General features: G+C 72.5%; 20 protein-coding genes, 2 tRNA genes and 1 pseudogene. 14 read left to right on the top strand and 9 right to left on the bottom strand.

Annotated features, from left to right (window positions below; translation table 11 throughout):
- The 3 genes and pseudogenes from ACPYOM_RS07495 to rpmG form a co-directional block, all read left to right on the top strand.
- A pseudogene (locus ACPYOM_RS07495) lies at positions 1–183 on the top strand (ABC transporter permease); the annotation flags it as partial.
- A gap of 34 nt (positions 184–217) precedes the next feature.
- The gene (locus ACPYOM_RS07490; protein ID WP_481345478.1) at positions 218–1,147 is read left to right on the top strand and encodes an ABC transporter substrate-binding protein; all 930 of its coding nucleotides are present in this window, start codon (positions 218–220) and stop codon (positions 1,145–1,147) included.
- A gap of 155 nt (positions 1,148–1,302) precedes the next feature.
- Positions 1,303–1,470 (top strand): 50S ribosomal protein L33, encoded by a 168-nt coding sequence (gene rpmG, locus ACPYOM_RS07485; protein ID WP_481345477.1) that lies wholly within the window; start codon positions 1,303–1,305, stop codon positions 1,468–1,470.
- Between the two features lie 176 nt (positions 1,471–1,646).
- On the opposite strand, the gene ACPYOM_RS07480 is transcribed toward rpmG, so the two are convergent.
- Complete coding sequence (locus ACPYOM_RS07480) at positions 1,647–2,354, bottom strand: hypothetical protein (protein ID WP_481340604.1); 708 nt, start codon at positions 2,352–2,354, stop codon at positions 1,647–1,649.
- Between the two features lie 173 nt (positions 2,355–2,527).
- On the opposite strand from ACPYOM_RS07480, the gene ACPYOM_RS07475 reads away from it, so the two are divergent.
- The 3 genes from ACPYOM_RS07475 (at position 2,528) to ACPYOM_RS07465 (ending at position 5,879) form a co-directional block, all read left to right on the top strand.
- Complete coding sequence (locus ACPYOM_RS07475; RefSeq protein ID WP_481345476.1) at positions 2,528–3,748, top strand: GAF domain-containing protein; 1,221 nt, start codon at positions 2,528–2,530, stop codon at positions 3,746–3,748.
- Between the two features lie 133 nt (positions 3,749–3,881).
- Positions 3,882–5,405, top strand: coding sequence for an acetaldehyde dehydrogenase ExaC (exaC, locus tag ACPYOM_RS07470; protein ID WP_481345475.1), 1,524 nt, complete (start codon positions 3,882–3,884; stop codon positions 5,403–5,405).
- Positions 5,406–5,417: 12 nt separating this feature from the next.
- Positions 5,418–5,879, top strand: a complete 462-nt coding sequence (locus ACPYOM_RS07465; RefSeq protein WP_481345474.1) for a DUF779 domain-containing protein — start codon at positions 5,418–5,420, stop codon at positions 5,877–5,879.
- A 4-nt stretch (positions 5,880–5,883) separates the two neighbouring features.
- On the opposite strand, the gene ACPYOM_RS07460 is transcribed toward ACPYOM_RS07465, so the two are convergent.
- On the bottom strand, positions 5,884–6,621 hold the full coding sequence (locus tag ACPYOM_RS07460; RefSeq protein ID WP_481345473.1) for a transporter substrate-binding domain-containing protein: 738 nt from the start codon (positions 6,619–6,621) through the stop codon (positions 5,884–5,886).
- 112 nt (positions 6,622–6,733) lie between these two features.
- Here ACPYOM_RS07460 and ACPYOM_RS07455 point away from each other — a divergent pair, with 112 nt between their 5' ends.
- A complete protein-coding gene (locus ACPYOM_RS07455) occupies positions 6,734–7,768 on the top strand; it encodes a M36 family metallopeptidase (protein WP_481345472.1) in 1,035 nt (344 codons plus the stop codon).
- 156 nt (positions 7,769–7,924) lie between these two features.
- Here the strand turns inward: ACPYOM_RS07455 and ACPYOM_RS07450 are convergent, their stop codons facing one another.
- Entirely contained in the window at positions 7,925–10,318 is a 2,394-nt protein-coding gene (locus tag ACPYOM_RS07450) for a (Fe-S)-binding protein (RefSeq protein WP_481345471.1), read from the bottom strand.
- 277 nt (positions 10,319–10,595) lie between these two features.
- Between ACPYOM_RS07450 and cysK the strand changes: the two genes are divergently transcribed.
- Together cysK and epsC are read left to right on the top strand one after the other, a co-directional pair.
- Positions 10,596–11,525, top strand: coding sequence for a cysteine synthase A (cysK, locus tag ACPYOM_RS07445; RefSeq protein ID WP_481343502.1), 930 nt, complete (start codon positions 10,596–10,598; stop codon positions 11,523–11,525).
- Positions 11,526–11,554: 29 nt separating this feature from the next.
- Entirely contained in the window at positions 11,555–12,310 is a 756-nt protein-coding gene (epsC, locus tag ACPYOM_RS07440; RefSeq protein ID WP_481345470.1) for a serine O-acetyltransferase EpsC, read from the top strand.
- Between the two features lie 82 nt (positions 12,311–12,392).
- On the opposite strand, the gene ACPYOM_RS07435 is transcribed toward epsC, so the two are convergent.
- From ACPYOM_RS07435 to ACPYOM_RS07425, 3 genes are read right to left on the bottom strand one after another with little or no spacing between them, the layout of a single operon-like run.
- Positions 12,393–15,206, bottom strand: a complete 2,814-nt coding sequence (locus ACPYOM_RS07435) for a multicopper oxidase domain-containing protein (protein ID WP_481345469.1) — start codon at positions 15,204–15,206, stop codon at positions 12,393–12,395.
- Positions 15,203–15,751: a hemerythrin domain-containing protein gene (locus ACPYOM_RS07430; protein WP_481345468.1), complete on the bottom strand. Its 549-nt coding sequence runs from the start codon at positions 15,749–15,751 to the stop codon at positions 15,203–15,205. The genes ACPYOM_RS07435 and ACPYOM_RS07430 overlap by 4 nt, the downstream gene beginning before the upstream one ends.
- A 15-nt stretch (positions 15,752–15,766) precedes the next feature.
- Positions 15,767–16,057 carry a DUF2249 domain-containing protein gene (locus ACPYOM_RS07425; RefSeq protein WP_481345467.1) on the bottom strand — a complete coding sequence of 97 codons (291 nt, stop codon included), beginning with the start codon at positions 16,055–16,057 and terminating at the stop codon, positions 15,767–15,769.
- Between the two features lie 2 nt (positions 16,058–16,059).
- Between ACPYOM_RS07425 and ACPYOM_RS07420 the strand changes: the two genes are divergently transcribed.
- Together ACPYOM_RS07420 and mobA are read left to right on the top strand one after the other, a co-directional pair.
- The gene (locus ACPYOM_RS07420; protein ID WP_481345466.1) at positions 16,060–16,950 is read left to right on the top strand and encodes a helix-turn-helix transcriptional regulator; all 891 of its coding nucleotides are present in this window, start codon (positions 16,060–16,062) and stop codon (positions 16,948–16,950) included.
- Complete coding sequence (gene mobA / locus ACPYOM_RS07415) at positions 16,947–17,543, top strand: molybdenum cofactor guanylyltransferase (protein WP_481345465.1); 597 nt, start codon at positions 16,947–16,949, stop codon at positions 17,541–17,543. The genes ACPYOM_RS07420 and mobA overlap by 4 nt, the downstream gene beginning before the upstream one ends.
- 42 nt (positions 17,544–17,585) lie before the next feature.
- Here mobA and ACPYOM_RS07410 read toward each other — a convergent pair.
- Positions 17,586–17,671, bottom strand: a tRNA-Ser gene (locus ACPYOM_RS07410).
- A 295-nt stretch (positions 17,672–17,966) separates the two neighbouring features.
- On the opposite strand from ACPYOM_RS07410, the gene folP reads away from it, so the two are divergent.
- Both folP and ACPYOM_RS07400 read left to right on the top strand, forming a co-directional pair.
- Complete coding sequence (gene folP, locus ACPYOM_RS07405; protein WP_481345479.1) at positions 17,967–18,905, top strand: dihydropteroate synthase; 939 nt, start codon at positions 17,967–17,969, stop codon at positions 18,903–18,905.
- A 226-nt stretch (positions 18,906–19,131) separates the two neighbouring features.
- The gene (locus ACPYOM_RS07400; protein WP_034805904.1) at positions 19,132–19,335 is read left to right on the top strand and encodes a cold-shock protein; all 204 of its coding nucleotides are present in this window, start codon (positions 19,132–19,134) and stop codon (positions 19,333–19,335) included.
- Between the two features lie 245 nt (positions 19,336–19,580).
- On the opposite strand, the gene ACPYOM_RS07395 is transcribed toward ACPYOM_RS07400, so the two are convergent.
- A complete protein-coding gene (locus ACPYOM_RS07395; protein ID WP_481341669.1) occupies positions 19,581–21,113 on the bottom strand; it encodes an LCP family protein in 1,533 nt (510 codons plus the stop codon).
- A gap of 204 nt (positions 21,114–21,317) precedes the next feature.
- Here ACPYOM_RS07395 and ACPYOM_RS07390 point away from each other — a divergent pair.
- Positions 21,318–21,407: transfer RNA gene (locus tag ACPYOM_RS07390), tRNA-Ser, on the top strand.
- Between the two features lie 183 nt (positions 21,408–21,590).
- On the opposite strand, the gene ACPYOM_RS07385 is transcribed toward ACPYOM_RS07390, so the two are convergent.
- Entirely contained in the window at positions 21,591–22,082 is a 492-nt protein-coding gene (locus ACPYOM_RS07385; RefSeq protein WP_481341668.1) for a DUF6328 family protein, read from the bottom strand.
- Positions 22,083–22,208: the final 126 nt, after the last annotated feature.

Below are 22,208 nucleotides of genomic sequence, written 5' to 3'. Positions count from 1 at the left end.
TCCGGGGCCGTGCTCGTCGCCGCCCTGGCCCTCGCCATCGACCTCGTCGCGTCCATCGCCCAGCGGCTCGCCGTCTCGCGCGGGATCACCGGCCGGTTCCGCACCCGACGCGGCCGTCCCGAGGTCCGGTCGACCACAGAGTCAGTCACGACGACTACCGTCACGGTCGGCACGGTCAACTGATCCCCTGGCCAGCGTCCACAGGAAAGAGATGAGTATGAAGCACAGCAAGACGGTTCTCACGTCGGTCTCCGCGCTGGCTCTGGCCGGTCTCGCGGCGTGCGGCTCGGGCGGTGGCGGCAGCCCCCTCGACCAGCCCACCAACGCCGGCTCGGCGGCCCCGAGCGGCACGATCGTCGTGGGCTCGGCCAACTTCCCCGAGTCCGAGCTCCTCATGGACATCTACGCCAAGGCCCTCGAGGCCAAGGGGGTGAAGACCTCGACCAAACCCAACATCGGTAGCCGCGAGACGTACATCCCTGCGCTGCAAGACGGCTCGATCGACCTCGTCCCCGAGTACACCGGGGTCCTCGACCAGTACTTCGACAAGTCAGCCAAGGCGACCGACTCCCAGGCCGTCTACGACGAGCTCAAGGCCGCCCTCCCGTCGGGCCTGCAGGTGCTCGACAAGTCGGCGGCCGAGGACAAGGACGCCGTGGTGGTCACGAAGGACACCGCGACGAAGTACAACCTCAAGACCATCGCCGACCTGGCGCCCGTCGCCAAGGACCTCGTCCTCGGGGGGCCGCCCGAGTGGAAGACGCGCGAGTCCGGGGTGCCCGGCCTCAAGAAGGTGTACGGCCTGACCTTCAAGGAGTTCAAGCCGCTCGACGCGGGTGGCCCGCTCACGGTCCAGGCCCTGAAGAACGGCCAGATCCAGGCGGCCAACCTGTTCACCACCGACCCGAACGTCCCGGCCAACGGCTTCGTCGCGCTCGAGGACCCCAAGTCGTTCTTCGCGGCGCAGAACGTCGTCCCGCTCATCACCAAGTCCAAGGTCAACGACACCATCTCCTCGACGCTCAACGCCGTGTCGGCGAAGCTCGACACGGCGACGCTGGCCGGCCTCGTCAAGGAGGTCGTCATCGACAAGAAGGACGCCGAGGACGTGGCGACGGAGTTCCTGCAGAAGGCCGGCCTCGGCTGACCCGGCGGTCGCCCCGGCGGGCCCGAGGTCGCGCCGGGGCGGCGCCGAGCGGCGCAAGGCAGCGACGTCGGGTGCGGAGGGAATGCCGACGAGGCGAGAACGGTTCTCATGAGTGGCTTCGCGACCTCCGCGGAGCGACCGTCCGAGGAGCACCATTGGCCAAGCGCACCGACCTTCGCCCCGTCGTCACCCTCCGCTCGACGGCGGGCACCGGCTACAGCTACGTGACGCGCAAGAACCGACACACCACCCCTGACCGCCTCGTGCTGCGCAAGTTCGACCCGGTCGCCGGGGAGCACGTGGACTTCCGCGAGACCCGCTGACCGTCGACGGCGAGCCGGAGTCGCACGACACGGCCGCGTCCCCACCTCGGGGACGCGGCCGTGTCGTGTCTGGCGGGACCACCGGAACCGGACCCGGGAGCGTTCGGGTCGGCCGGGTCTGCCCCGGACCGCCAGGGCGGGCGTGCGGACCGGCGCTGACGTGTGGTGGGGTCCTCTCAGGCCGGGGTGACGGAGCGACGCACCGCCGGGTCGGCGGCCGGTGCGGGGGTCGGGGCGGGCTGGGTCCACGGCACGGTGACGGTGGGGGTCGTCACGGGGACGAACGCCTTCGCCGCGTCGATGCCGGTGCGCAGCATCTGCACGAGCCGGTCCTCCGGGTCGTCGATGCAGGCCCGAGCCACGCCGTCGACGCCGAGGGCGACGATCCTCGCCGCGTTCGAGGGGCGCAGCGCAGCCGAGTTGAAGCCCATGCGGGCCAGGTTGATCCGTGCCCAGCGCTCGGCGGCGGGCGCCGCCGTGAGCGCGGCCCGCGAGGCGGCGGAGAGGCGTCCGGGCTCACGACCGTCCTGCTCGGCGAGGATGCCCTCGGCGTTGAGGATGGCGATGGCCATCGCGTTCTGGCGCTCCTCGGCGGCCACCGGCAGGGCCGCGCGGGCGGTGCTGAGGACGATCGCCGTCGTCGCGCGGGGGTCGCTCGGGTTGAGGCCGACGACCTCGGGGACCATGGTCACCAGGCGCTGCCGGTTGGGCTCGTCGAGCATGTCGTTGACGCAGCGAGCCAGGGTCGCGAGCACGGGATGGGTGCAGGCGGGGTGGTCACTCCACCGCTCGCCGGCCAGGAACGAGGCCATCTCCATGAAGCAGGCGCCCTTGCGGGGGTTGCGGTGACGACCGCGGGACAGTACTGGCACTCCGTCGGGCACGAATGGGGCTCGTCGTGACATTGGTCGCTCCTCGGCTGCTGCTGGCGATCCATTGGGCGGACTCCTTCATGGTGCGCCTGTTCCGCGCCGTTGACCACCCTTTCGCCGACCCCTACCCACCGGCCTGCGGCCAAACCCTGTCACCGACCCGGATCGCTGGGCACAATCGGCCCATGGGCGACGAGAGCGAGGGTTCGGGAGTCCGCGCGCACGTCGCCGACTCCTGGGTCCGGTCCGCGGCGGCCGGGGTCCACGTCGACGCGGTCGACGCCCCGATCACGCTGCCGGCCGACGCCCTGCGCGACCATCGCGAGGCCCACCCCCTCGCGCGGGTCTTTCCCCTCCTCGACGACGTGCTCGGCCAGGCGGCGCGCGACTGCGACGCGGTCATGGCCGTGGCCGACGCCTCGGGCCAGCTGCTCTGGGTGTGCGGGTCGCCGAGCACGCTGCGCCGCGCCGAGAGCATCGGCTTCGTCGAGGGCAGCAACTGGGACGAGCGGATGGCCGGCACCAACGCGCCGGGGGTCGCTCTTCGGCTCGACCGACCCGTCAACGTCATCGGTGCCGAGCACTTCCGCCGCTCGGTCCAGCGCTGGAGCTGCGCGGCGACGACGATCCACGACCCCAGCGACCAGAGCGTCCTCGGGGTCCTCGACATCACCGGCGGCGACGACATCGTCGCGCCACAGACGCTGGCCATGGTCCGGGCCGCGGCGCGGATGGCCGAGTCCGAGCTGGCTCGCGAGCTGCTCGTCGGGGCGCGATACACCTCGGTGCCGGCCACCCCGGGCCGGCTGTCGGTGCTGCTCGAGGCCCTCGGACGCAACGACGCCCTGCTCACCGTCGACGACGGTCGCGGTCACCGGCGGACGCTGCGGCTCAGCCCACGACACAGCGAGATCCTCCTGCTGCTCGCATCGGCGGCCCGTGGCCTGTCCGGCGACGAGCTCGCGGTGCTGCTCTACGAGGAGGACAGCAGCGCCTCGACGCTGCGGGTCGAGATGGGCCGGCTGCGGGCGCTGCTCGGCGACGACCTGCTCGCGTCGCGGCCCTACCGGGTCGTCGCGGAGCTGTCGGGCGACTGGCTCGGTGTCGAGGCGCACCTGGCCGCGGGGGACCTCGCCAGTGCCATGCGGGCCTACCGGGGCGCGCTGCTGCCACGGTCGGTCGCGCCCGGGGTGGTCCGGCTGCGTGAGAGCATCGAGGGCGACCTGCGCCGGGCCGTCCTCGCGAGCGGCCGCACCGACCTCATGTCGGCGTGGACGCGGTCCGCGTCCGGTGCCGACGACTACGAGATGTGGCAGGCCCAGGCCAGGCTCCTCGGTCCCTCCTCGCCACTGCTGCCGCTCGTCCGGAACCAGCTCGACCGCCTCGACCGCGAGCTCGGCACCTGAGACGAGGACCCGTCGGGCCCGCCGTCGGCCGCGAGCACCCTTCTCGACACGCAACGTGGATGCAACGTCCGGTTGCCTAACGTCCTGACGACCCCGTTTTCGGGGCCGCCACCAAGGACGTTGGGAGAACGACATGACCATCTATGCACCCCCGGGAGCGGCCGACTCGCTCGTCTCGCTCCAGGACCGGTACGGCCACTTCATCGGCGGCAACTGGGTCGAGCCGAAGAAGGGCCTCTGGTTCGAGAACATCTCGCCGGTCAACGGCAAGCCGTTCTGCGAGATCGCCCGGGGCACCGAGGAGGACATCGAGGCGGCCCTCGACGCCGCCCACGCAGCCGCGCCGGCGTGGGGCCGCACGAGCCTCGGCGAACGGTCGCTCGTTCTCAACCGCATCGCCGACCGCCTCGAGGAGAACCTCGAGATGCTCGCCGTCGCCGAGACGTGGGAGAACGGCAAGGCCGTCCGGGAGACGCTCGCCGCGGACCTGCCCCTCGCCGTCGACCACTTCCGCTACTTTGCGGGCGTCCTTCGCGGACAGGAGGGTTCGAGCAGCGAGATCGATGCCGACACGGTCGCCTACCACTTCCACGAACCGCTCGGCGTCGTCGGCCAGATCATCCCGTGGAACTTCCCGATCCTCATGGCCGTCTGGAAGCTCGCGCCGGCACTCGCCGCCGGGAACGCCGTCGTGCTCAAGCCGGCCGAGCAGACGCCGTGGTCGATCCTCAAGGTCGTCGAGCTCATCGGCGACCTGCTGCCCGGGGGCGTCGTCAACGTCGTCAACGGCTTCGGTGTCGAGGCCGGCAAGCCCCTGGCCTCGTCGCCGCGGATCGCCAAGATCGCCTTCACCGGCGAGACGACGACCGGGCGGCTCATCATGCAGTACGCGTCGCAGAACATCATCCCGGTCACGCTCGAGCTCGGCGGCAAGAGCCCCAACGTCTTCTTCGAGGACGTCGCCCAGCAGCGGGACGCCTTCTACGACAAGGCCCTCGAGGGGTTCACGATGTTCGCGCTCAACCAGGGCGAGGTCTGCACCTGCCCCTCGCGCGCGCTGGTCCAACGCTCGATCTACCCCGACTTCGTCCCGGACGCCGTGGCGCGCGTCGAGAAGATCAAGCAGGGCAACCCGCTCGACACCGACACGACGATGGGCGCCCAGGCGAGCAACGACCAGCTCGAGAAGATCCTGTCCTACCTCGACATCGGCCGGCAGGAGGGCGCCAAGGTCCTCACCGGTGGGGAGCGCAACGTGCTCGACGGAGACCTCGCCGACGGCTACTACGTCACCCCGACGGTCTTCGAGGGCAGCAACTCGATGCGGATCTTCCAGGAGGAGATCTTCGGCCCGGTCGTCTCCCTCACGAGCTTCGAGGACGAGGCCGACGCGCTCGCGATCAGCAACGACACGCTCTACGGCCTGGGCGCCGGCGTGTGGACGCGCGACGGCGCACGGGCCTACCGGATGGGCCGAGGCATCAAGGCCGGTCGGGTCTGGACGAACTGCTACCACCAGTACCCGGCGCACGCGGCGTTCGGTGGCTACAAGCAGTCGGGGATCGGCCGCGAGAACCACAAGATGATGCTCGACCACTACCAGCAGACGAAGAACCTGCTCGTGTCCTACTCCCCGGACCCCCTCGGCTTCTTCTGACGGGGCCGCGACGTGCCTTCCCACGGGCCGCAGGTCACGTCCGTCGGGACGGGTCGACCCGGTGAGCCATCGGCTTCCCGCAGCCGGGTCGACCTGACCGGTGAGGCGGCGGACCTGCTCCGCCGCCTCACCGGGGTCCACGGACCGCTGATGTTCCACCAGTCCGGCGGCTGCTGCGACGGCAGCTCGCCGATGTGCTACCCGGCCGGCGAGTTCCTCACGAGCGAGGCCGACGTGCACCTCGCCGACCTCGCTGTCGAGGGCCTGGACGAGCCGGTGGCCTTCTGGATGTCGGCGTCGCAGTACGCCTACTGGCGGCACACCCACCTGACCGTCGACGTCGTGCGCGGACGCGGCAGCGGCTTCAGCGTCGAGGCTCCCGAGGGGGTGCGGTTCCTCATCCGGTCACGCCTGTTCACCGACGCCGAGATGGCGGCGCTCGGGGTCGAACCGCCGAGGCTGCTCGGCGGCTGACGGCTCAGGCGGGCGGGGCGACGGCCGCGGTCTGGCCCGACCGGCGCAGCGACGCGGCGACGAACCCGTCCGCCTTGAGCTCCTCGACGAGGTCGCGCAGGAACCGCTCCGCGGCCTCCCCGCGGCCCGCCGGCGTCCCGACGGCCTGCCGGATCTGCATGAACGCCTCGTCGACGACTCGGGTGCCCGGGTGGGCGGCGACCCACGCCGTCGCCGGTTCGCGGATGCCGGCACCGGCCTCGAGTCCCTCGGCGGCGAAGACGTCGACCCCCTCCGCGCCGCGCACGACCTCGGCGTGCTCGAGGGTGCGCGACAGGTGCAGGTCGTAGGCCGACCCGGCCTTGACGCCGACGCGGGATCCGGGACGGTCGACGTCGGCCGGTGAGCGCACGGTCGAGGCCTCGGGCACGACGTAGACGCCCTCGATGACGACGTACGGCGGGGTGAAGGCCACCTGGGTGGCGCGGGCCGGGTCGACGGCGAGGAAGCCGAGGTCGGCGCGGCCGTCGGCCATGGCCTCGAAGGACAACCGGGCCGCGTCGAAGCACAGCAGCCGGAGCGGGACCCCGAGCCGCGCGGCGACCTCGCGGGCGAGGTCGACGGTGACTCCGCGAGGCTCCGTGGGGGTGCCCTGCGCCAGCACGGGGTTCCCGAGGTTGATCGACGCCCGCAGCACGCCGGTGGGGACGAGGTCGCGGACGACGTCGGCAGGGGCGGCGTCGGGCGTGGTCGAGGTCGTCACGGGCGCCACCCTACGTCGCCGGGGAGCCCGCGCCCGCAGGCCGAGGGGCCACACGACAACTCGTGACCTCGTACCACGCCCGTCGGTCGGGCTGCGGGTGCAGAGTGTCGGGATGGCACATCGAAACCTCGCCGCGGCGGTTGCCGTCGCGGCCACGCTGGCCGTCGCCGCCACCGCCGCGCCGGCCGCCGGCTCGTCGACCCCCTGGGACCACACGGCCACCGGCACCGTCTTCCTGCCCAACCCGGTCCAGGAGCTCGGCGACGAGTCGCTGACCGACGCCAAGGACGCCGACTACTCGGCCCTCGCGCCGGCCTACCACCGCGTCACCCTGACGCACCTCGACGGCTCGGGCACGCTGACCGGCCAGTACGTGCGGGTCAAGAGCTCGACGGGCTCGGCCGCGCGGTCGGTGGGCGGGGCCTTCCCGGCCTACCACCGTGACGTCGACCAGTTCGAGCAGGTCATGGGCTACTACTGGGTGACCACGGCCCAGGAGTACCTCCAGCACCTGGGCTTCGGCTCGACCCTGCGGCCGGTCAACCAGCGCCAGATCGAGCTGCGGGTCGACCAGTACGGCGGCGACAACTCCTTCTTCCGACCGGACAAGGCGAACATCACCGTCGGCAAGGGCGGCGTGGACGACGCCGAGGACGCCGAGGTCGTCGTGCACGAGTACGGCCACTCGGTGCAGGACGGCCAGGTGCCCGGCTTCGGAACGACCCTCGAGTCCGGCGCGATCGGCGAGGCCTTCGGCGACTACCTCGCCGTCGTCGTGACGAGCTGGCGCGCCGGGACGCCGACCCTGACCCCCGAGGCGTGCGTCGCCGACTGGGACTCGGTCTCCTACACGCGCACGGTCCCGCACTGCCTGCGCCGCCTCGACGGCACGAAGACGTATCCCACCGACGTCGTCGGCGAGGTGCACGCGGACGGCGAGATCTGGTCGCGGGCCCTCTGGGACGTCCGTGCCGCGCTCGGCGACACCAAGGCGTCGACGCTCATCGTCGAGGCGCAGTTCGCGTTCGCGCCCGACACCACCTTCCGCGCCGCCGCGCTCGACACCGTCGCTGCCGCGCAGCGCCTCTACGGGGCATCGGCCGCCAGGGCGGTCACGGCGGCCTTCCACGCCCGCGGAATCCTCTGACGTGCCTGACGCGCCTGACGCGCCTGACGCGCCGGCTGCGTCCGGACGCTCCCGGACGCTGAGGACACTGAGGACGCCCGACCGCGTCGCGCCCGCACGCGAACGGCCCCCTTCCCGGAGCGGGAGGGGGCCGTTCGCGTGGCCGGGGGAGCGGCCTCAGGCGGTGGGGGCCGGCTCCGGGTCGGGCTGCGGCTGCTCGGCGACCTCGGGCTCGCCACCCTCGTTGCCGCGGCGGACGGCGGCCAGGAGCATCTGGGCGACGTCGACGACCTCGACCTGGCCTTCGGCCGTCGTGCCGTCCTGGACGGCAGCGTTGACGCCGTCGGTGAGCATGACCTTGCAGAAGGGGCAGCCGACGGCGATGCGGTCGGCGCCGGTGGCCAGGGCCTCGGCGGTGCGGTTGGTGTTGATCCGGGTGCCGAGCTTCTCCTCCATCCACATCCGGGCCCCGCCGGCGCCGCAGCAGAACGAGGTCTCCTTGGACCGCTGCATCTCGGCGTACTCGACGCCGGGCAGGATCTGCAGCAGCTCGCGCGGCGGGGCGTAGACCTGGTTGTGCCGGCCGAGGTAGCACGGGTCGTGGTAGGTGACCTTGGCGCCGGTGGACGCGGCGCCGGTGAGGGTCCCGCTGGACGCGGCGTCGCCGGGGCGGGCCACCGGGGTCAGGCGCTTGTCGCGCACGAGCCGGTTGAGCAGCTGGGTGTGGTGCAGCACCTCGTAGTGCCCGCCGAGCTGGGGGTACTCGTTCTTGATGGTGTTGAAGCAGTGCGCGCAGGTGACGACGATCTTGGTCGCGCCGACCTCGCTCAGGGTCTCGACGTTCTGGGCGGCCAGCATCTGGAAGAGGAACTCGTTGCCGGCGCGGCGGGCCGGGTCGCCGGTGCAGGCCTCGCCGTCGCCGAGCACCGCGAAGCTGACCTCGGCGGTGTGCAGCAGCTCGGCCACGGCCCGGGTCGTCTTCTTGGCGCGGTCCTCGTAGGCGCCGGCGCAGCCGACCCAGAACAGGTAGTCGACCTCGCCGAGGTCCTCGACGTCGACACCGACCTGCTTGACCTCGAAGGGCAGGTCCTTGGCCCAGTCCATCCGCAGCCGCGGCGCCAGGCCCCACGGGTTGCTGTTCTTCTCGAGGTTCTTGAACAGCCCGTTCAGCTCGGCCGGGAACGCGGACTCGATGAGGTTCTTGTAGCGGCGCAGGTCCACGATCGCATCGACGTGCTCGATGTCGACGGGGCACTGCTCGACGCAGGCGCCGCAGGTGGTGCACGACCACAGCACGTCCTCGTCGATGACGGCGCCACCATCCGGCGTACCGTGCGGGTTGTAGGCCGTCAGCGGGTTGCGAATGTCGTATCCGGTCGTCCCGACGAGCTGCTCGGTCGCGACCGCGCCCCTCGTGGCGTCGCTGAAGCCGTCGGCCCCGTTCGACGCGTCCGAGGCGTTCTCGATGCCGGCCGCGCGGACCTCCTCGGAGGCCAGCAGCCAGGGGGCCTTGGCGTGCGCGTGGTCGCGCAGCGTCATGACGAGCAGCTTCGGCGAGAGGGGCTTGTCGGTGTTCCACGCCGGGCACTGGGACTGGCAGCGGCCGCACTCGGTGCACGTGGTGAAGTCCAGCAGCCCCTTCCAGGTGAAGTCCTCGACCTTGCCGACCCCCAGCGGCGCGTCCTCGGGCAGGTCCTCGACGTTCTCGAAGTCGAGCACCTGCCCGTTGACGCGGATCGGCTGCAGCTGCCCGAGGCTGGTCCGGCCGTCGGCGTGCCGCTTGAAGAAGATGTTGGGAAAGGCCAGGAACCGGTGCCAGGCCACGCCCATCGTCGGGGTCAGCGCGATGGTGATCATCCACGCGAACGAGATGAGGATCTTGACCGCGGCCACGACCACGATGGCGTTCTCCAGCGCCTCGACCGACCAGCCGGTCAACATCCCGCCGAGCCAGCCGGTCAGCGGGTAGTGCAGCCCGTTCGCGTCGCTGACCGCGGTCGTGCCGGTGCTGCCACCTCGATCGGACAGGGCGTACTCCAGCCCGCGCAGCGTCAGGATGCACAGCGTCACCCCGAGGATCGTGGCCTCGACGTAGTACGCCTGCCACCACGTCGAGCCGAAGAACCGGCTGCGCCGCCCGCCCTCACCGGCGGCCGAACGCGGGTGCTGCCGCTGCCGGATCACGATGAGCACGAGGATGCCCAGCAGCCCGGTCCATGCGAAGAACTCGGTGACCCACTCGAACGGCGGGAAGTGCCCGATCAGCGGCAGCGCGAAGTCCGGCTTGAACAGCTGGCCGAACGCGTTCAGCAGCGTGAAGAACAGGACGCCGAAGCTGACCATCGTGAACCAGTGCGCCACCGCCACCACCGGCAGCCGCGACATCCGGGTGTGCCCCAGGAACTCCCGCAGCAAGGTCCGGGTCCGCTCCCCCTTCGCATCACCCCGGTCCTCGGGCTGACCGAGCCGGAACGTGGCCACGAACCCGTTGACCGTCCTGACCAGCAACGCCACCGCCACCGCGGTGACCCCGAGGCAGACGACGACCGCGACGATCTGGAGCGCACTCATGCCGGCGAGTCTAGTGACGAGTTAGCAAGCGCTTAGTGATTGTGACGGGCGCCTCGACGTGACGCTCGTCCCCTTGCGTGGGCCGGCTTCCCGGGTGTCGCGCGCCATGACAAGCGCAGGGTCGTGGACCAGATCGTGAACGCATGTCTTGGCAAGAGATAACGAGATGTTGGAATATGCATAACGAGTCTCCGGTTGTCGCCGACGACCGGGCGCGCCACCAGCCGTACCAGCCGCACCAGCCGCACACTGCCGACTGCCGAAGGGGCCCCACGCCATGCCGATCCACGACGACGTCACCAAGCTGATCGGGAACACCCCGCTCGTCCGACTCAACCGGGTCACCGACGGCGCCCCGGCCACCGTGGCGGCGAAGCTGGAGTTCTACAACCCGGCCAGCTCCGTCAAGGACCGCATCGGCGTCTCGATCATCGACGCCGCCGAGGCGAGCGGTGAGCTCGAGCCCGGCGGCACCATCGTCGAGGCGACCTCGGGCAACACCGGGATCGCGCTCGCCATGGTCGGAGCGGCGCGCGGCTACAAGGTCGTCCTCACCATGCCGGAGTCGATGAGCAAGGAGCGCCGCGCGCTGCTGCGTGCCTTCGGTGCCGAGCTCGTCCTCACCGACCCGGCCACCGGCATGAAGGGTGCGGTCGCCAAGGCCGACGAGATCGCCGCCGAGCGCGGTGGCGTCCTGGCCCGCCAGTTCGCCAACGAGGCCAACCCGGAGATCCACCGCAGGACGACGGCCGAGGAGATCTGGAAGGACACCGACGGCACGGTCGACATCGTCGTGGCAGGCATCGGTACCGGCGGCACCATCACCGGCGTGGGCCAGGTGCTCAAGGCCCGCAAGCCCGAGGTCCAGATCGTCGCCGTCGAGCCGGCCGAGTCGCCGATCCTCAACGGCGGCCAGCCCGGCCCGCACAAGATCCAGGGCCTCGGCGCCAACTTCGTGCCCGAGATCCTCGACACCGAGATCTACGACGAGGTCATCGACGTCGACGCCGACACGGCCGTCAAGTACGCGCGCCGCGCCGCCACCGAGGAGGGCCTCCTCGTCGGCATCAGCTCCGGCGCCGCGATCGCGGCCGCCGCCCAGGTGGCCCAGCGCCCCGAGAACGAGGGCAAGACCATCGTCGTCGTCATCCCGTCGTTCGGCGAGCGCTACCTGTCCACGGTCCTCTTCGAGGGCCTCGTCGACTGAGACCCGTCCGGGTCCGAGGAGTCGGTCGCATGAGCACCGCAGCCACCACCACCGCGCAGGTCGAGTCGCGCCCGCGGCCGGCCGAGCCCGCGCTGTCGCTGGTCCGGGACGTCCCCGCCGACGCCCCGGCCCGCCGCGCCGACGCCACGCCCGCCCTCGGCCCCGACGCCGCGCCGGGGCAGCCCGAGCCCGCGTACCGCGGCCCGCTCGGCTGGGCCCGACGCGTCGTCGACCGGGCCCGTGAGGACGTCGACGGCGCCCTGGCCCGCGACCCCGCGGCCAGCTCGCGCCTCGAGGTGGTCCTCACCTCGCCCGGCCTGCACGCCATCTGGGCGCACCGGGGACTGCACGAGCTGTGGAAGCACCCGGCCGGGCGTCTGCCGGCGCGGGTCCTGGCGACGGTCGCCCGCTCGGTCACCGGGGTCGAGATCCACCCCGGGGCCCGCATCGGGCGTCGGTTCTTCATCGACCACGGCATGGGTGTCGTCATCGGCGAGACCGCCGAGGTCGGCGACGACGTCATGCTCTACCACGGTGTGACGCTCGGCGGCCGTTCCCTCGCGCGGGTCAAGCGGCACCCCACGGTCGGCAACCGCGTCACCATCGGGGCGGGGGCCCGCATCCTCGGTCCGGTTCTCGTCGGTGACGACGTGCAGGTCGGCGCCAACTCGGTCGTCGTCAAGGACGTCCCGGCGGGCGCCGTCGCCACCGGCATCCCCGCCGTCCTGCGCTTCCCGAAGCGCGACGCCGCCAACCAGTGGGTCGACCCCGCCATCTACATCTGAGCCGGCCGGCTCCCCGCGGCCGGGGCGTGGCGCGTCAGCACGCGTCCCGGTCCCGGCCGCCCTCGTCAACGGCGGCGGTGCGTCACGGCGTCACGGTCAGCAGCCCGCGGGCGCCACGCTCGGCGTCGGCCATGACGTGGGTGACGAACGGGTAGCTGCCCGGCTCCGTCGGGGCCAGCTCGACGAACCCGCCCTGCCCCGGCGCCAGGGCAAGTGCCTGGGCGCCGCCGTCGCGCCCACCGGCCCGGCCGCGTCCGCGGTCGAGCAGGTACGCGCCCTCGCTCCACACGGTGTCGAACTGTGAGCCGACGACGTGGAAGGCGCTACCGCGGTTGGGACCCGCCGCGAGCACCCAGATGCGGGTGCGCTGGCCGGCGCGGGTCACGAGCGGCGAGGCCACGTACTGGTTCGCCACGCCGTTGAACGTCACGAGGTCGGCGGCGTCGCCGGCCGCCTCCGTGGCGTCCACCTCGCGGACCGAGCCCACACCGTCGCCGTCGAGGAAGACCTCCGACTGGACGAGCACGTAGCTGTGGTCGACCGCCGGCAGACCGGGCGGGTCGATGACGACGGCCCCGAACAGACCTGCGCCGATGTGCGCGGTCATCGGCATCGTCGCGCAGTGGTAGAGCCAGATGCCGGCCCGACCGGCCGTGAAGGTGTAGGTCAGCGAGCCGCCGGGCGGGATGGTGCGCATGACGCGGTCGGGGGCGCGCTCGCCCGCGTGGAAGTCGACGGAGTGCGCCATCGGGGTGTCGTTGACGAGCCTCACGACGAAGGTGTCACCGACGCGTCCGTGCAGCGTCGGCCCCGGAACCGTCCCGCCGAAGGTCCAGCGCCGCTGCCGGACGCCCGGGGCCACCTCGAGCACGACCTCCTCGAGGCGCAGGGTCACGTCGTGCACGCGTCCCGCGGGCACCGGCGGCAGGGTCGCGTCGACGGCGCGGAAGCCCGGCGGGAACGTCCCGGCGAGGCGCGTGGGCTGCGTCGGGGCTGCGGCTGAACCGCCGACCCCGTGCGGGATCGCAGTCTCGGCGCCGCGCGCCGGAGCGCCGGTCACCGCGACGTGCAGCACCATGCCCATCTGCCGGTGGCCGACGACGCTGCACCAGGCCTCGGCGTCGGCGCCCACGACGCCGACGTCGAGCGTCGCCGCGTGCCCCGGCATGACCCGGGGCGTGCGGACTCCCGCGGCGAAGGTGAGGTCGTGCGGTGATCCGCTGTCGCTGTTGACGAGGTCGACGACGAGCCGGTCGCCGGCCGGCACGGCGACCGACGCGGGGACGAACGCCATGTCGTGCGCCTCGACGCGGACGCGTGTCGTGTGTCCGGTCGGTGTGACGCCTGCGGCGAGTGAGGACGCCGGCGGCGACGGCGAGCCGGCGCTCGGCAGGGCCGGGCTCAGGGCCACGCCGAGCGAGACGACGAGCGCCACGGCCGAGGCCGCAACGCCCACCTGCCCGCCGCCACGGGCTGGGAGGAGGGCCGACGCGCCGGGCGAGGGAGACGCGGTGACCGACGCCGTCACGGCTGACGTGGGCTCGGCGCCGCCGGGCGCGGTGGCCCGGGCCGCGGCGCCGGCCGAGGAGCCGGTGGCCGCCAGGAGGTCGCGACGGGCCCTGACCGCCGCACGCGTCGCGCCGAGCAGCAGGGGCACGAAGGCGCCGAGCGCACCGACGACGAGGACCGACACGCCGACCCGGACCGTCGACGGGACGGGCAGGACCGCCACGGCGAGGCCCAGCTGGACGACGGTGAGGCGCCACACCCAGGCCCGGTCGAACCAGGCTGACGCCGCCCTGGCCACCGACGGCCCGCCGCCGAGCACGACCGGGATGAGGTGCGAGAGGGCCCCGAAGAGGAGCTGGACGGCGAAGCCGACCGCGACGAGGCCCGCGACGACGCCATAGCCCTCGGCGACCGCGCTCCACGAACCGGCAGTACCCAGCCGCCAGGCGACGAGGACGACCGCACCGACGCCCCATGCCAGTCCGGCGGTCACCGACCAGGTGGCGAAGCTGCGCGGTGGTGCCTGGCGGGCCGGACGGACGAGCGCCCGACCCCACCACCCGAGACCGGCGACGTAGGCGCCCAGTCCCCCGAGTGCGACGCCGCGCAGCCCGGCAACCGCTCCGCCGTCCAGGACGACCAGACCGGCGACCAGCAACGGAAGTGCTTGTCGGGCAAGGCGTTCGGCGCGGTCGTCCATCCGGGTGCGCAGCATCGTGGGCCAGAGCGTGACGAGCGTTCCCATGACGGTGAGGCCGAGCCAGCCGAGCACCATGGTCATCGAGTGGGCGACGAGCAGGCGGCCGTGCCACTCGTCGTCGAGGCCTCTGGCCAGCCAGGCGCCGAAGGTCGCCCCGACCGGCACGGCCGACGCGGCGGCGAGGTAGTAGTGGACGCTGGTCCGGAACCGTCCGGGCAGGGCGCGTCTGAGGCGCCGCCACAGCGCGACGCCGTGCCATCCGAGGGCCGCGGCCACCCCGGTCGCACCGGTGACCGTGAGCGGCCACGCTCCGCTGGGGACGCCGACGAGCACCAGGGTCGCACCGGCGAGCAGCACGACGATGCGCCGGTTCTGCTGGGTGCGGTCGTCGACCGAGTCCGGCGTGCGCAGGATCGCCTGGGTGAAGTGCGTGCTCCACACCATCGCCGAGTGCGTCAGCGCGCCCAGCAGGACGAGGTGCACGAGCAGCCAGTCGGCGGCGGGGACGACCGGGTGCAGGAGCGTCAGCAGCCCGGCGAGGGCGAGCCAGACGATGCCGGGACGGTCGCGCAGCGGGAAGCGTCCGCGTCGGGCGGCCGGGCGGTCGGACCTGCCGCCGCCGTCGCAGCCCGGTCCGGCGGCCCGGGCCGCCCGTCCGACCGGTGACGTGCCCGTGCCCTCGCTCATGCCGGGTGAGCGGGCACGTGGGCGTCCGCCTCGTCGTGCTGGTGGTCGTGCCGGTGGACGTGCAGGTGGTCGTTCGGGTGGTGGTGCGGCTGAGCGTGTGCGTGGTCGGGGGTCGGGCCCGGCGTCAGGGCGGCGACGCGGTCCCACTCGGGGCCGGCGAACGCGATGGCGGCTGCAGGGAAGAGCCCGTTCTCCTCGCGGTCGATGTGCGCGCGCAGCGCTCGCTCGAACGCGGGGAAGGCGGTGTGGGCACCGTCCCGGATGGCGGCGAGCTGCTCGTCGAGGGCGGTGTGCTCGGCGCACAGCCTGCCGACGTGGTCGGTGAACTCGGCATCCTCGGCGAGCACGCTGAAGAGCCCCGCCTCCTCGGCGACCGTGTGCGGATGCAGCAGGCCGACGAGCCGCTCGACGGCCGGCCCGACGGCCCGGCCGTCGCCGGACCGGCAGGCCCGTCGCAGGTCGCCGCAGGCGTTGATGATGTCGACGTGCTCGGACATGAACCGGCCGACGACGCTGATGTCCTCGCACCCGCAGTAGGAGCACATGGCCGTCTGCGGCGGTCAGGCGCGGGTGATCGCGAGGCGCCAGAGCTCGGGTCCCTCGACGAGGTAGGTCACCGTGACCGGGCCCTCCCGGTCGGCGATCTGGGCGAGCAGCGGCTTGGGGTCGTGGGGCGCGACGATGACGAGGGTGCCACCGGCCGGGATGGCCGACAGGGCGCCGAAGACCGTGGCGTGGCGGATCGCGTGGGGGATGGCGCGCACGTCGAGCTCGGGAGCGCCGTGTGTGTCGTCGCCGCACTCGCAGGCGTGGGCTGCTGGGGTGAGGGGCAGTTCGGTGCGGGCATCCATCGGTGGCCTCCACGGTCGATCTTTTCTACAATGACATTGTGAAAAGTACTCCTCCCCTCGGTCCCGCACCAACTCGGCCCGACCCGGGCCTGGCCGGACAGCCCCTGGACCCGGCGCGTGCCCGTGTGCTGGAGGCCGTCGTGGAGGTCTCGTCCTCCGGTGGTGCGGCCACGGTCGGCGAGCTCGTCGAGGTGCTCGGCGGCCACCCCAACACCGTGCGGCACCACCTGGCCGGCTTGGCGGCCGAGGGTCTGGTCCGTGCCGCGCCGGCACCGGCGTCGCCCGGGAGAGGCCGACCGCCGACGCGCTACCGCGCGACGGAGCGCGCCGACGGGGCGCTCCCCACGGGGTCGGACATGGTCGAGGAGTACGTGGCTCTGGCGGCCGCCTTCGCCGAACGGCTGGCCGCGCGTGGTGGCGACCCCGGCGGTGACGCCCGGTCCATCGGTCGGGCCTGGGGCGCGACACTGCTCGGGCGCGGGCACCGCCGGCAGCCGGGCCAGGGCGAGCGGCAGGCGCGTGGACGGCGACGGACCGCAGCCGCCTCGGCCCTCGCCCGTCCGGCCGCCGGTGCCGTGGACCAGGTCCTCGCCGTCCTCGGGCGCCTGGGCTTCTCACCGCAGGTCCAGGCTGCCCCACCCGAGTCCGGCGAACCCGGGCCCGGGGCCGATGGCCCGACGACGGTCCTCCTCCGGACCTGCCCACTGCTCGAGTCGGCGCGTCGTCATCCCGAGGTCGTCTGTCAGGTCCACCGCGGCCTGGTCGAGGGTGTTCTCGAGGCCGGGCGCCCGGCCGGCGGAGGCCCCGTCCATCCCGGGGTCCGGCTCGAGGCGTTCGCGCGACCCGGCGCGTGCGTCCTCACCCTGACGGCGGCTGCGACACTGGCCCGGTGAGCGAGCCGACCCCCCACCCGGCGCCGGGCCCGCTGCCACGCGTCAGCGTCGTCGTCCTCGCCGGTGGCACGTCGCGACGCTTCGGCGACGACAAGCTCGCCGCCCCGTTCGGCCGGGGCACCGTCCTCGACCACCTCCTCGGCGCTCTCCCCGGCGGCTGGCCGGTCGTCCTCGTCGGACCGCCGCGCGCCACCGCACGACCCGACGCGAGGTGGGTCCGCGAGCAGCCCCCCGGCGGTGGGCCGCTCGCCGCCGTGGCGGCCGGGCTGAGCCTCGTTGCCACCCCTCTCGTCGCCGTCGTCGCGGGCGACATGCCGTTCGCGGCGCCGGCGCTCGCGGTCCTCCTCGACGCCCTCGAGGCCTCGGATCCGGAGACCGCGGCGGCCGTCGCCGTCGTCCAGGGCCGGCCCAACGCCCTGCTGGCCGTCTACCGGGTGGGCGACCTGCGGGACGGGCTGCCCGCGTCGGTCGGCGGGCTCCCTGCGCGGACGCTGCTCGCGAGGCCGCACGTCGAGGTGGCCGTCCCGCTGGTGCACGGTCGCGACGTCGACACGCCCGCCGACCTCGAGGCCGCCCGTTCCGAGCTGGGCTGAGGCCTGTCCGACGCGTGGACGCCCGGCGGTGACCGTGCCGGTTGGCGGAGGGTGTGGGATTCGAACCCACGGAGGTTTCCCTCGGGCGCTTTCAAGGCGCCTGCACTCGGCCGCTATGCGAACCCTCCAGCGGCGCCGTGCCGACGCCGGGGCCTCATCATGCCGCACGCGGGGCCGTCCCACCCAACCGTGGGGCCGCTGCGTCCAGCCGGTGGGCCGCCCGGGTCGCGGGCGCCGTCCGGACCGGACGGGCACCCGCCCGCCCGACTGGGAGCGGGTGCCGGGCGGGCGGATGACGTCTGCTGCCAATGGTAACAGTTCGGCAACCATGGACCCGGGGAGGATTGACCCGTCAAACCCCACGTGAGATACGCAAGTGTGACGCGACACGAGAGCCCGGACCCGACGCCCGAGACCGCGGGGATCCTCGCCCGGCTCGCCCCGTTGGACCTGCCCCCGCCCGCCCCGCTCGTCCTGCGTGACAAGCGGTTCGACGCCTCCACCCCGGCCGTCATGGCCATCGTCAACCGCACCCGGGACTCGTTCTTCAGCGGCAACCGGCATGCCGACCTCGACTCGGCCAAGGCCGCCCTCGAGACGGCGCTCGAGCTCGGGGCCGACATCGTCGACGTCGGCGGCGTCCGGGCCGGGCAGGTGGGTGAGGTCGTGGACGCGGACGAGGAGATCCGTCGTGTCGTCCCCTTCCTGGAGTGGGCCCGGCAGGTCCACCCCGAGGCCGTCCTCAGCCTCGACACGTGGCGCTCGGAGGTCGCGCGCGAGGCGGCCGGTGCCGTCGACCTGCTCAACGACACCTGGGCCGGTCACGACCGTGACCTCGTCCACGTCGCTGCCCAGGCCGGGGCCGGATACGTCGTCTCACATACCGGAGGACTGCCACCCCGGACCGACCCCGTCGACGTCAGCTACGGGTCCGAGCCGCTCGACGTCGTCCGCGACGTCGTCGCCACCCTGGCGCGCGGCGCACGGACCGCCGTCGACGCGGGCGTCCCTCGCGAACGGGTCCTCGTCGACCCGACCCTCGACTTCGGCAAGACGACCGCGCACTCGCTCGAGGTCCTGCGCCACACCGGCGACATCGCAGCGATGGGTTTCCCTGTGCTGCAGGCGATGTCGCGCAAGGACTTCGTCGGCGAGGCGCTCGACCTGCCCCCTGAGGATCGCCTCGAGGGATCCCTTGCCGCCACCGCCGTCGCCGCCTGGCTCGGCGCGACGGTGTTCCGGGCGCACGACGTCCGGGCCACCCGGCGCGTCGTCGACATGGTCGCGACGATCCGGGGCGACCGGGCACAGGCGGTGGCGGTGCGGGGCGTGCCGCGTGGCGTCCCGGCCACCGGTGCATGAACCCGCGAAAAACCGCTGCGGTCCGGCGAGCCCCACGCACGGTAGTCTGCTAGGTTTCTTGCCGGTTGCAGTTGCAGTTCCTCGTTGTCGAGCAGGTGCCCGTTTCCAACCGGAGGCGGGTCTTCTCTTCGGCGCGGCGAGTTCGCTCGTCAGGTGGGTTCGAAGCGGCAGCTCGGGAGGCACGAGGTGTGCCGTCCCGCACGCAGAAGAAGGAAGAGTTACCCGTATGGCACAGGGCACCGTCAAGTGGTTCAACGCCGAGAAGGGCTTTGGTTTCATCGCCCAGGACGGCGGCGGCCCCGACGTCTTCGTCCACTACTCGGCCATCCAGACGAACGGCTACCGTTCGCTGGACGAGGCTCAGCGCGTCGAGTTCGAGGTCACGCAGGGCCCCAAGGGTCCGCAGGCCGACGCAGTTCGTCCGCTCTGACACACCGGAGAACACCGCAACGAGCGACACCTACGTCGTTTGTGCAGAGCCCCCGGCCGTCCGGCCGGGGGCTCTGTTCTGTCTCGGGCCGCCTCGCCGGATCCGTGGCGGATCCGCGGCGGACCAGGTGCCGGGCCCGCCGTCAGCGGCTCCCCGCCCGGCGCGTGGGAGCGGGTCGCCTGAACGGCCCTGGGCGTGCCGACGACCGCTGACGTGGACGGCCGCTCACCGGGCCGCCCACCGCGTCAGCACTGCTCGTACGGGGTCGCCGTCGGGGACGGGGTCTTCGTCCTGGTCGGGGAGCTCGTCGACGAGGTGCCCGAGCCCGTCGAGGACGGCTTCGGCTTCGGCGGCGCGATGCCCTTCTGGACGAGCGCCCGCACGAGCTGGTAGTCGGGGTTGCTCGAGTAGACGCCCTGCGAGGAGGTGAGGGCGACACTGTTGATCTTCGCCTTCTGGACGCGCTCGACGAGGTCGACGAACGCGGGGAGGTTCTGCGCCGGGATGTCGGTGTAGATGTTGTCCTTGAGGATCTTGGCGATCTCGGGGTACTTGCCGACCATCTGGGCAGGGTTGACCTGCTTGACGATCGCCTGGACGACGCAACGCTGGCGCATCTGGCGGTGCGTGTCGTCGTCGGCGGCGCGGGTGCGGGCGTACCAGAGGGAGTGCCAACCGTCGAGGTGTTGGAAGCCCGGTTCGAAGTAGCCCTTGACGCCGAAGAGGCGGCCGCTGGCGTCGTGCTCGCCACCGATGGTCAGCTTGGTGCCGTAGCCGGACAGCTTGACGTTGATGTCGAGTCCGCCCATCGCGTCGATGAGCTGGGAGAAGCCCTTGAGGTCGATGACGACCATCTGGTCGACCTTGAGGCCGGTGATCTCCTGGACGGTGCCGCGGATCTCAGTGCGGCCGGGGGAGGCGCCCGCCGGGTAGGCGTGGGGGTGGCTCTTGGCGTAGTTCTCGGCGTCGACGTAGAGGTTGGTCAGCATGCACTGGCCGGGGCCCTGGTCGCAGGTGCTGTCGGGTGAGCCGAAGCTGCCGGACCGGTAGAGGGCGCGCAGAGGCGAGGTGGGCGCGAGCGGTGCGTTGAGCAGGTTGCGCGGCATCGAGATGAGGGCCGTGCGGCCGGTCTTGGTGTCGATGCTCGCCAGGATCATCGAGTCGGTGCGGATGCCGACCCGGTCGGCGCCGGCGTCGGAGCCGATGAGGAGGATGTTGACGCGGGCCTGCTTGGCCCACGGGTCCTCGCCCTCCGCGACCTGGGCGCCCTCGCCGGGCGTGACCCGGGTGCTGCCGAACACCTGGGCCACGGTCGACTGCGTGATGCTCGCGTACTCGGCGACCTTGAACGAGGAGGCCGCGACGAGAAAGACCATGAGGGTCGTGAAGGCGGCGAGGAGCCGGGTACGGGTGCGGTCCAGGCGCGTCGGGCGGGACTGGATGGCGGTGAGGATGATCGAGCCGCACCAGAGGATGCCACCGACGACGAAGAGGACGGCGACCGCGGTGAGCACGGTCGGGCGGGCGACGAGGGCCAGGGCGGCGTTCGTCACACCCGTCCTCAGGACGTAGTACGCGAGGAGGCCGGCGCTCGCGATGGCGATGAGGAGCAGGCCCCAGCCGACCTTGCGGCTGCGGGTCTGGGTCAGTCCCGCACCCGGGACGACGGTCCCCAGGACGGTGAGCCCGAGGGCGCGTCGGAAGCCCGACTTGAGCTCACGACGCAGCGTCTCGCGGGTCTGGGGCGTCCCCGGACCGCGCACAGTCGGGTAGGTCATGGGGTCCTCTCTGCTCGGCTCGTTGGCTCGGCCGACAGGACATTGTGCCCTGACTTGCTGTCAGGTACCTCATCGGCATCCGCGAGTCGAGCGGGGGGTCGGACCCCCGGTTTGGGGGACCCGGACCGGGGCCGGTACCCTGACTCCGCCCGTGCATCCGTCGCCGTGTCGCGCCTCGCGTCGCGCCGCCGGTGGTCCGGGCACGGAGGCGTCGCATAGTGGCCTAGTGCGCCCGCCTGCTAAGCGGGTTGAGGATAAAACCTCTCGCGGGTTCAAATCCCGCCGCCTCCGCCATCACGACACAGAAGGACCCCGACACGCTTTTCGTCGGGGTCCTTCTGTGTCGTGCTGGTCGAACACGTTGGGATTTGGGAGGAGTCCAGGAGTCCCCGAGGAACGAGGGGACTCCTGGACGACGGATCCCGCCGCCGTGAGCTCGCGCGACCGCCCTGCGCCCTCTGTCGCGAGTGATGCGCGTCAGCCGACGTCCTGGCGTCGGCGTCGCCGGCGCTGCGACGCGGGCAGCAGCACCCACAGGGCCATCGCCAGGAGGGCGAGCGCCCCGCCGAGCCAGAACGCGCTCGGGTGCGACAGCAGCACGTCGAGGACGAGGACCACACCGCCGATGATGCCGAGGACGAGGAAGACCAGGCCGGTGCCGATGAGCCGGTCGGTGTGACGGACCACGTAGTCCTTGAGACCCTCACGGAACAGCATGCGGTGCATGGCGACGGGAGCCATGAACACCAGGGTGCTGACGGCGATCGACAGGAGCGTGGCGACGTAGACGGTGCGCTGCAGGTCGGTCAGCTGGGAGAAGCGCTGCTGGAACGGGATCGTCAGCAGGAAGGCGAAGAGGATCTGCACGCCCGCCTGGACGATGCGCAGCTCCTGGAGCTGCTCGTTGAAGTTGCGGTCGAGTCGCTGCGCCTCGGTCTCGTCCCGCGAGTAGGGCTGTGGGTCGCTCATGCCAGAGGTGTACCCGGTCCGCCCGTGCCGTGCCCTCGGGTGGCCGGGACGACGGAGGGCCCGGCACCCATCGGGGTGCCGGGCCCTGCATCACGTCGCCCGCCGTCGCCGACACGCGGCTGCGGA

It is taken from the genome of Monashia sp. HAY1-2A, assembly GCF_056755315.1.
The sequence above is the reverse complement of the archived record's forward strand: the minus strand, read 5'-3'. Positions and strand labels throughout refer to the sequence as shown.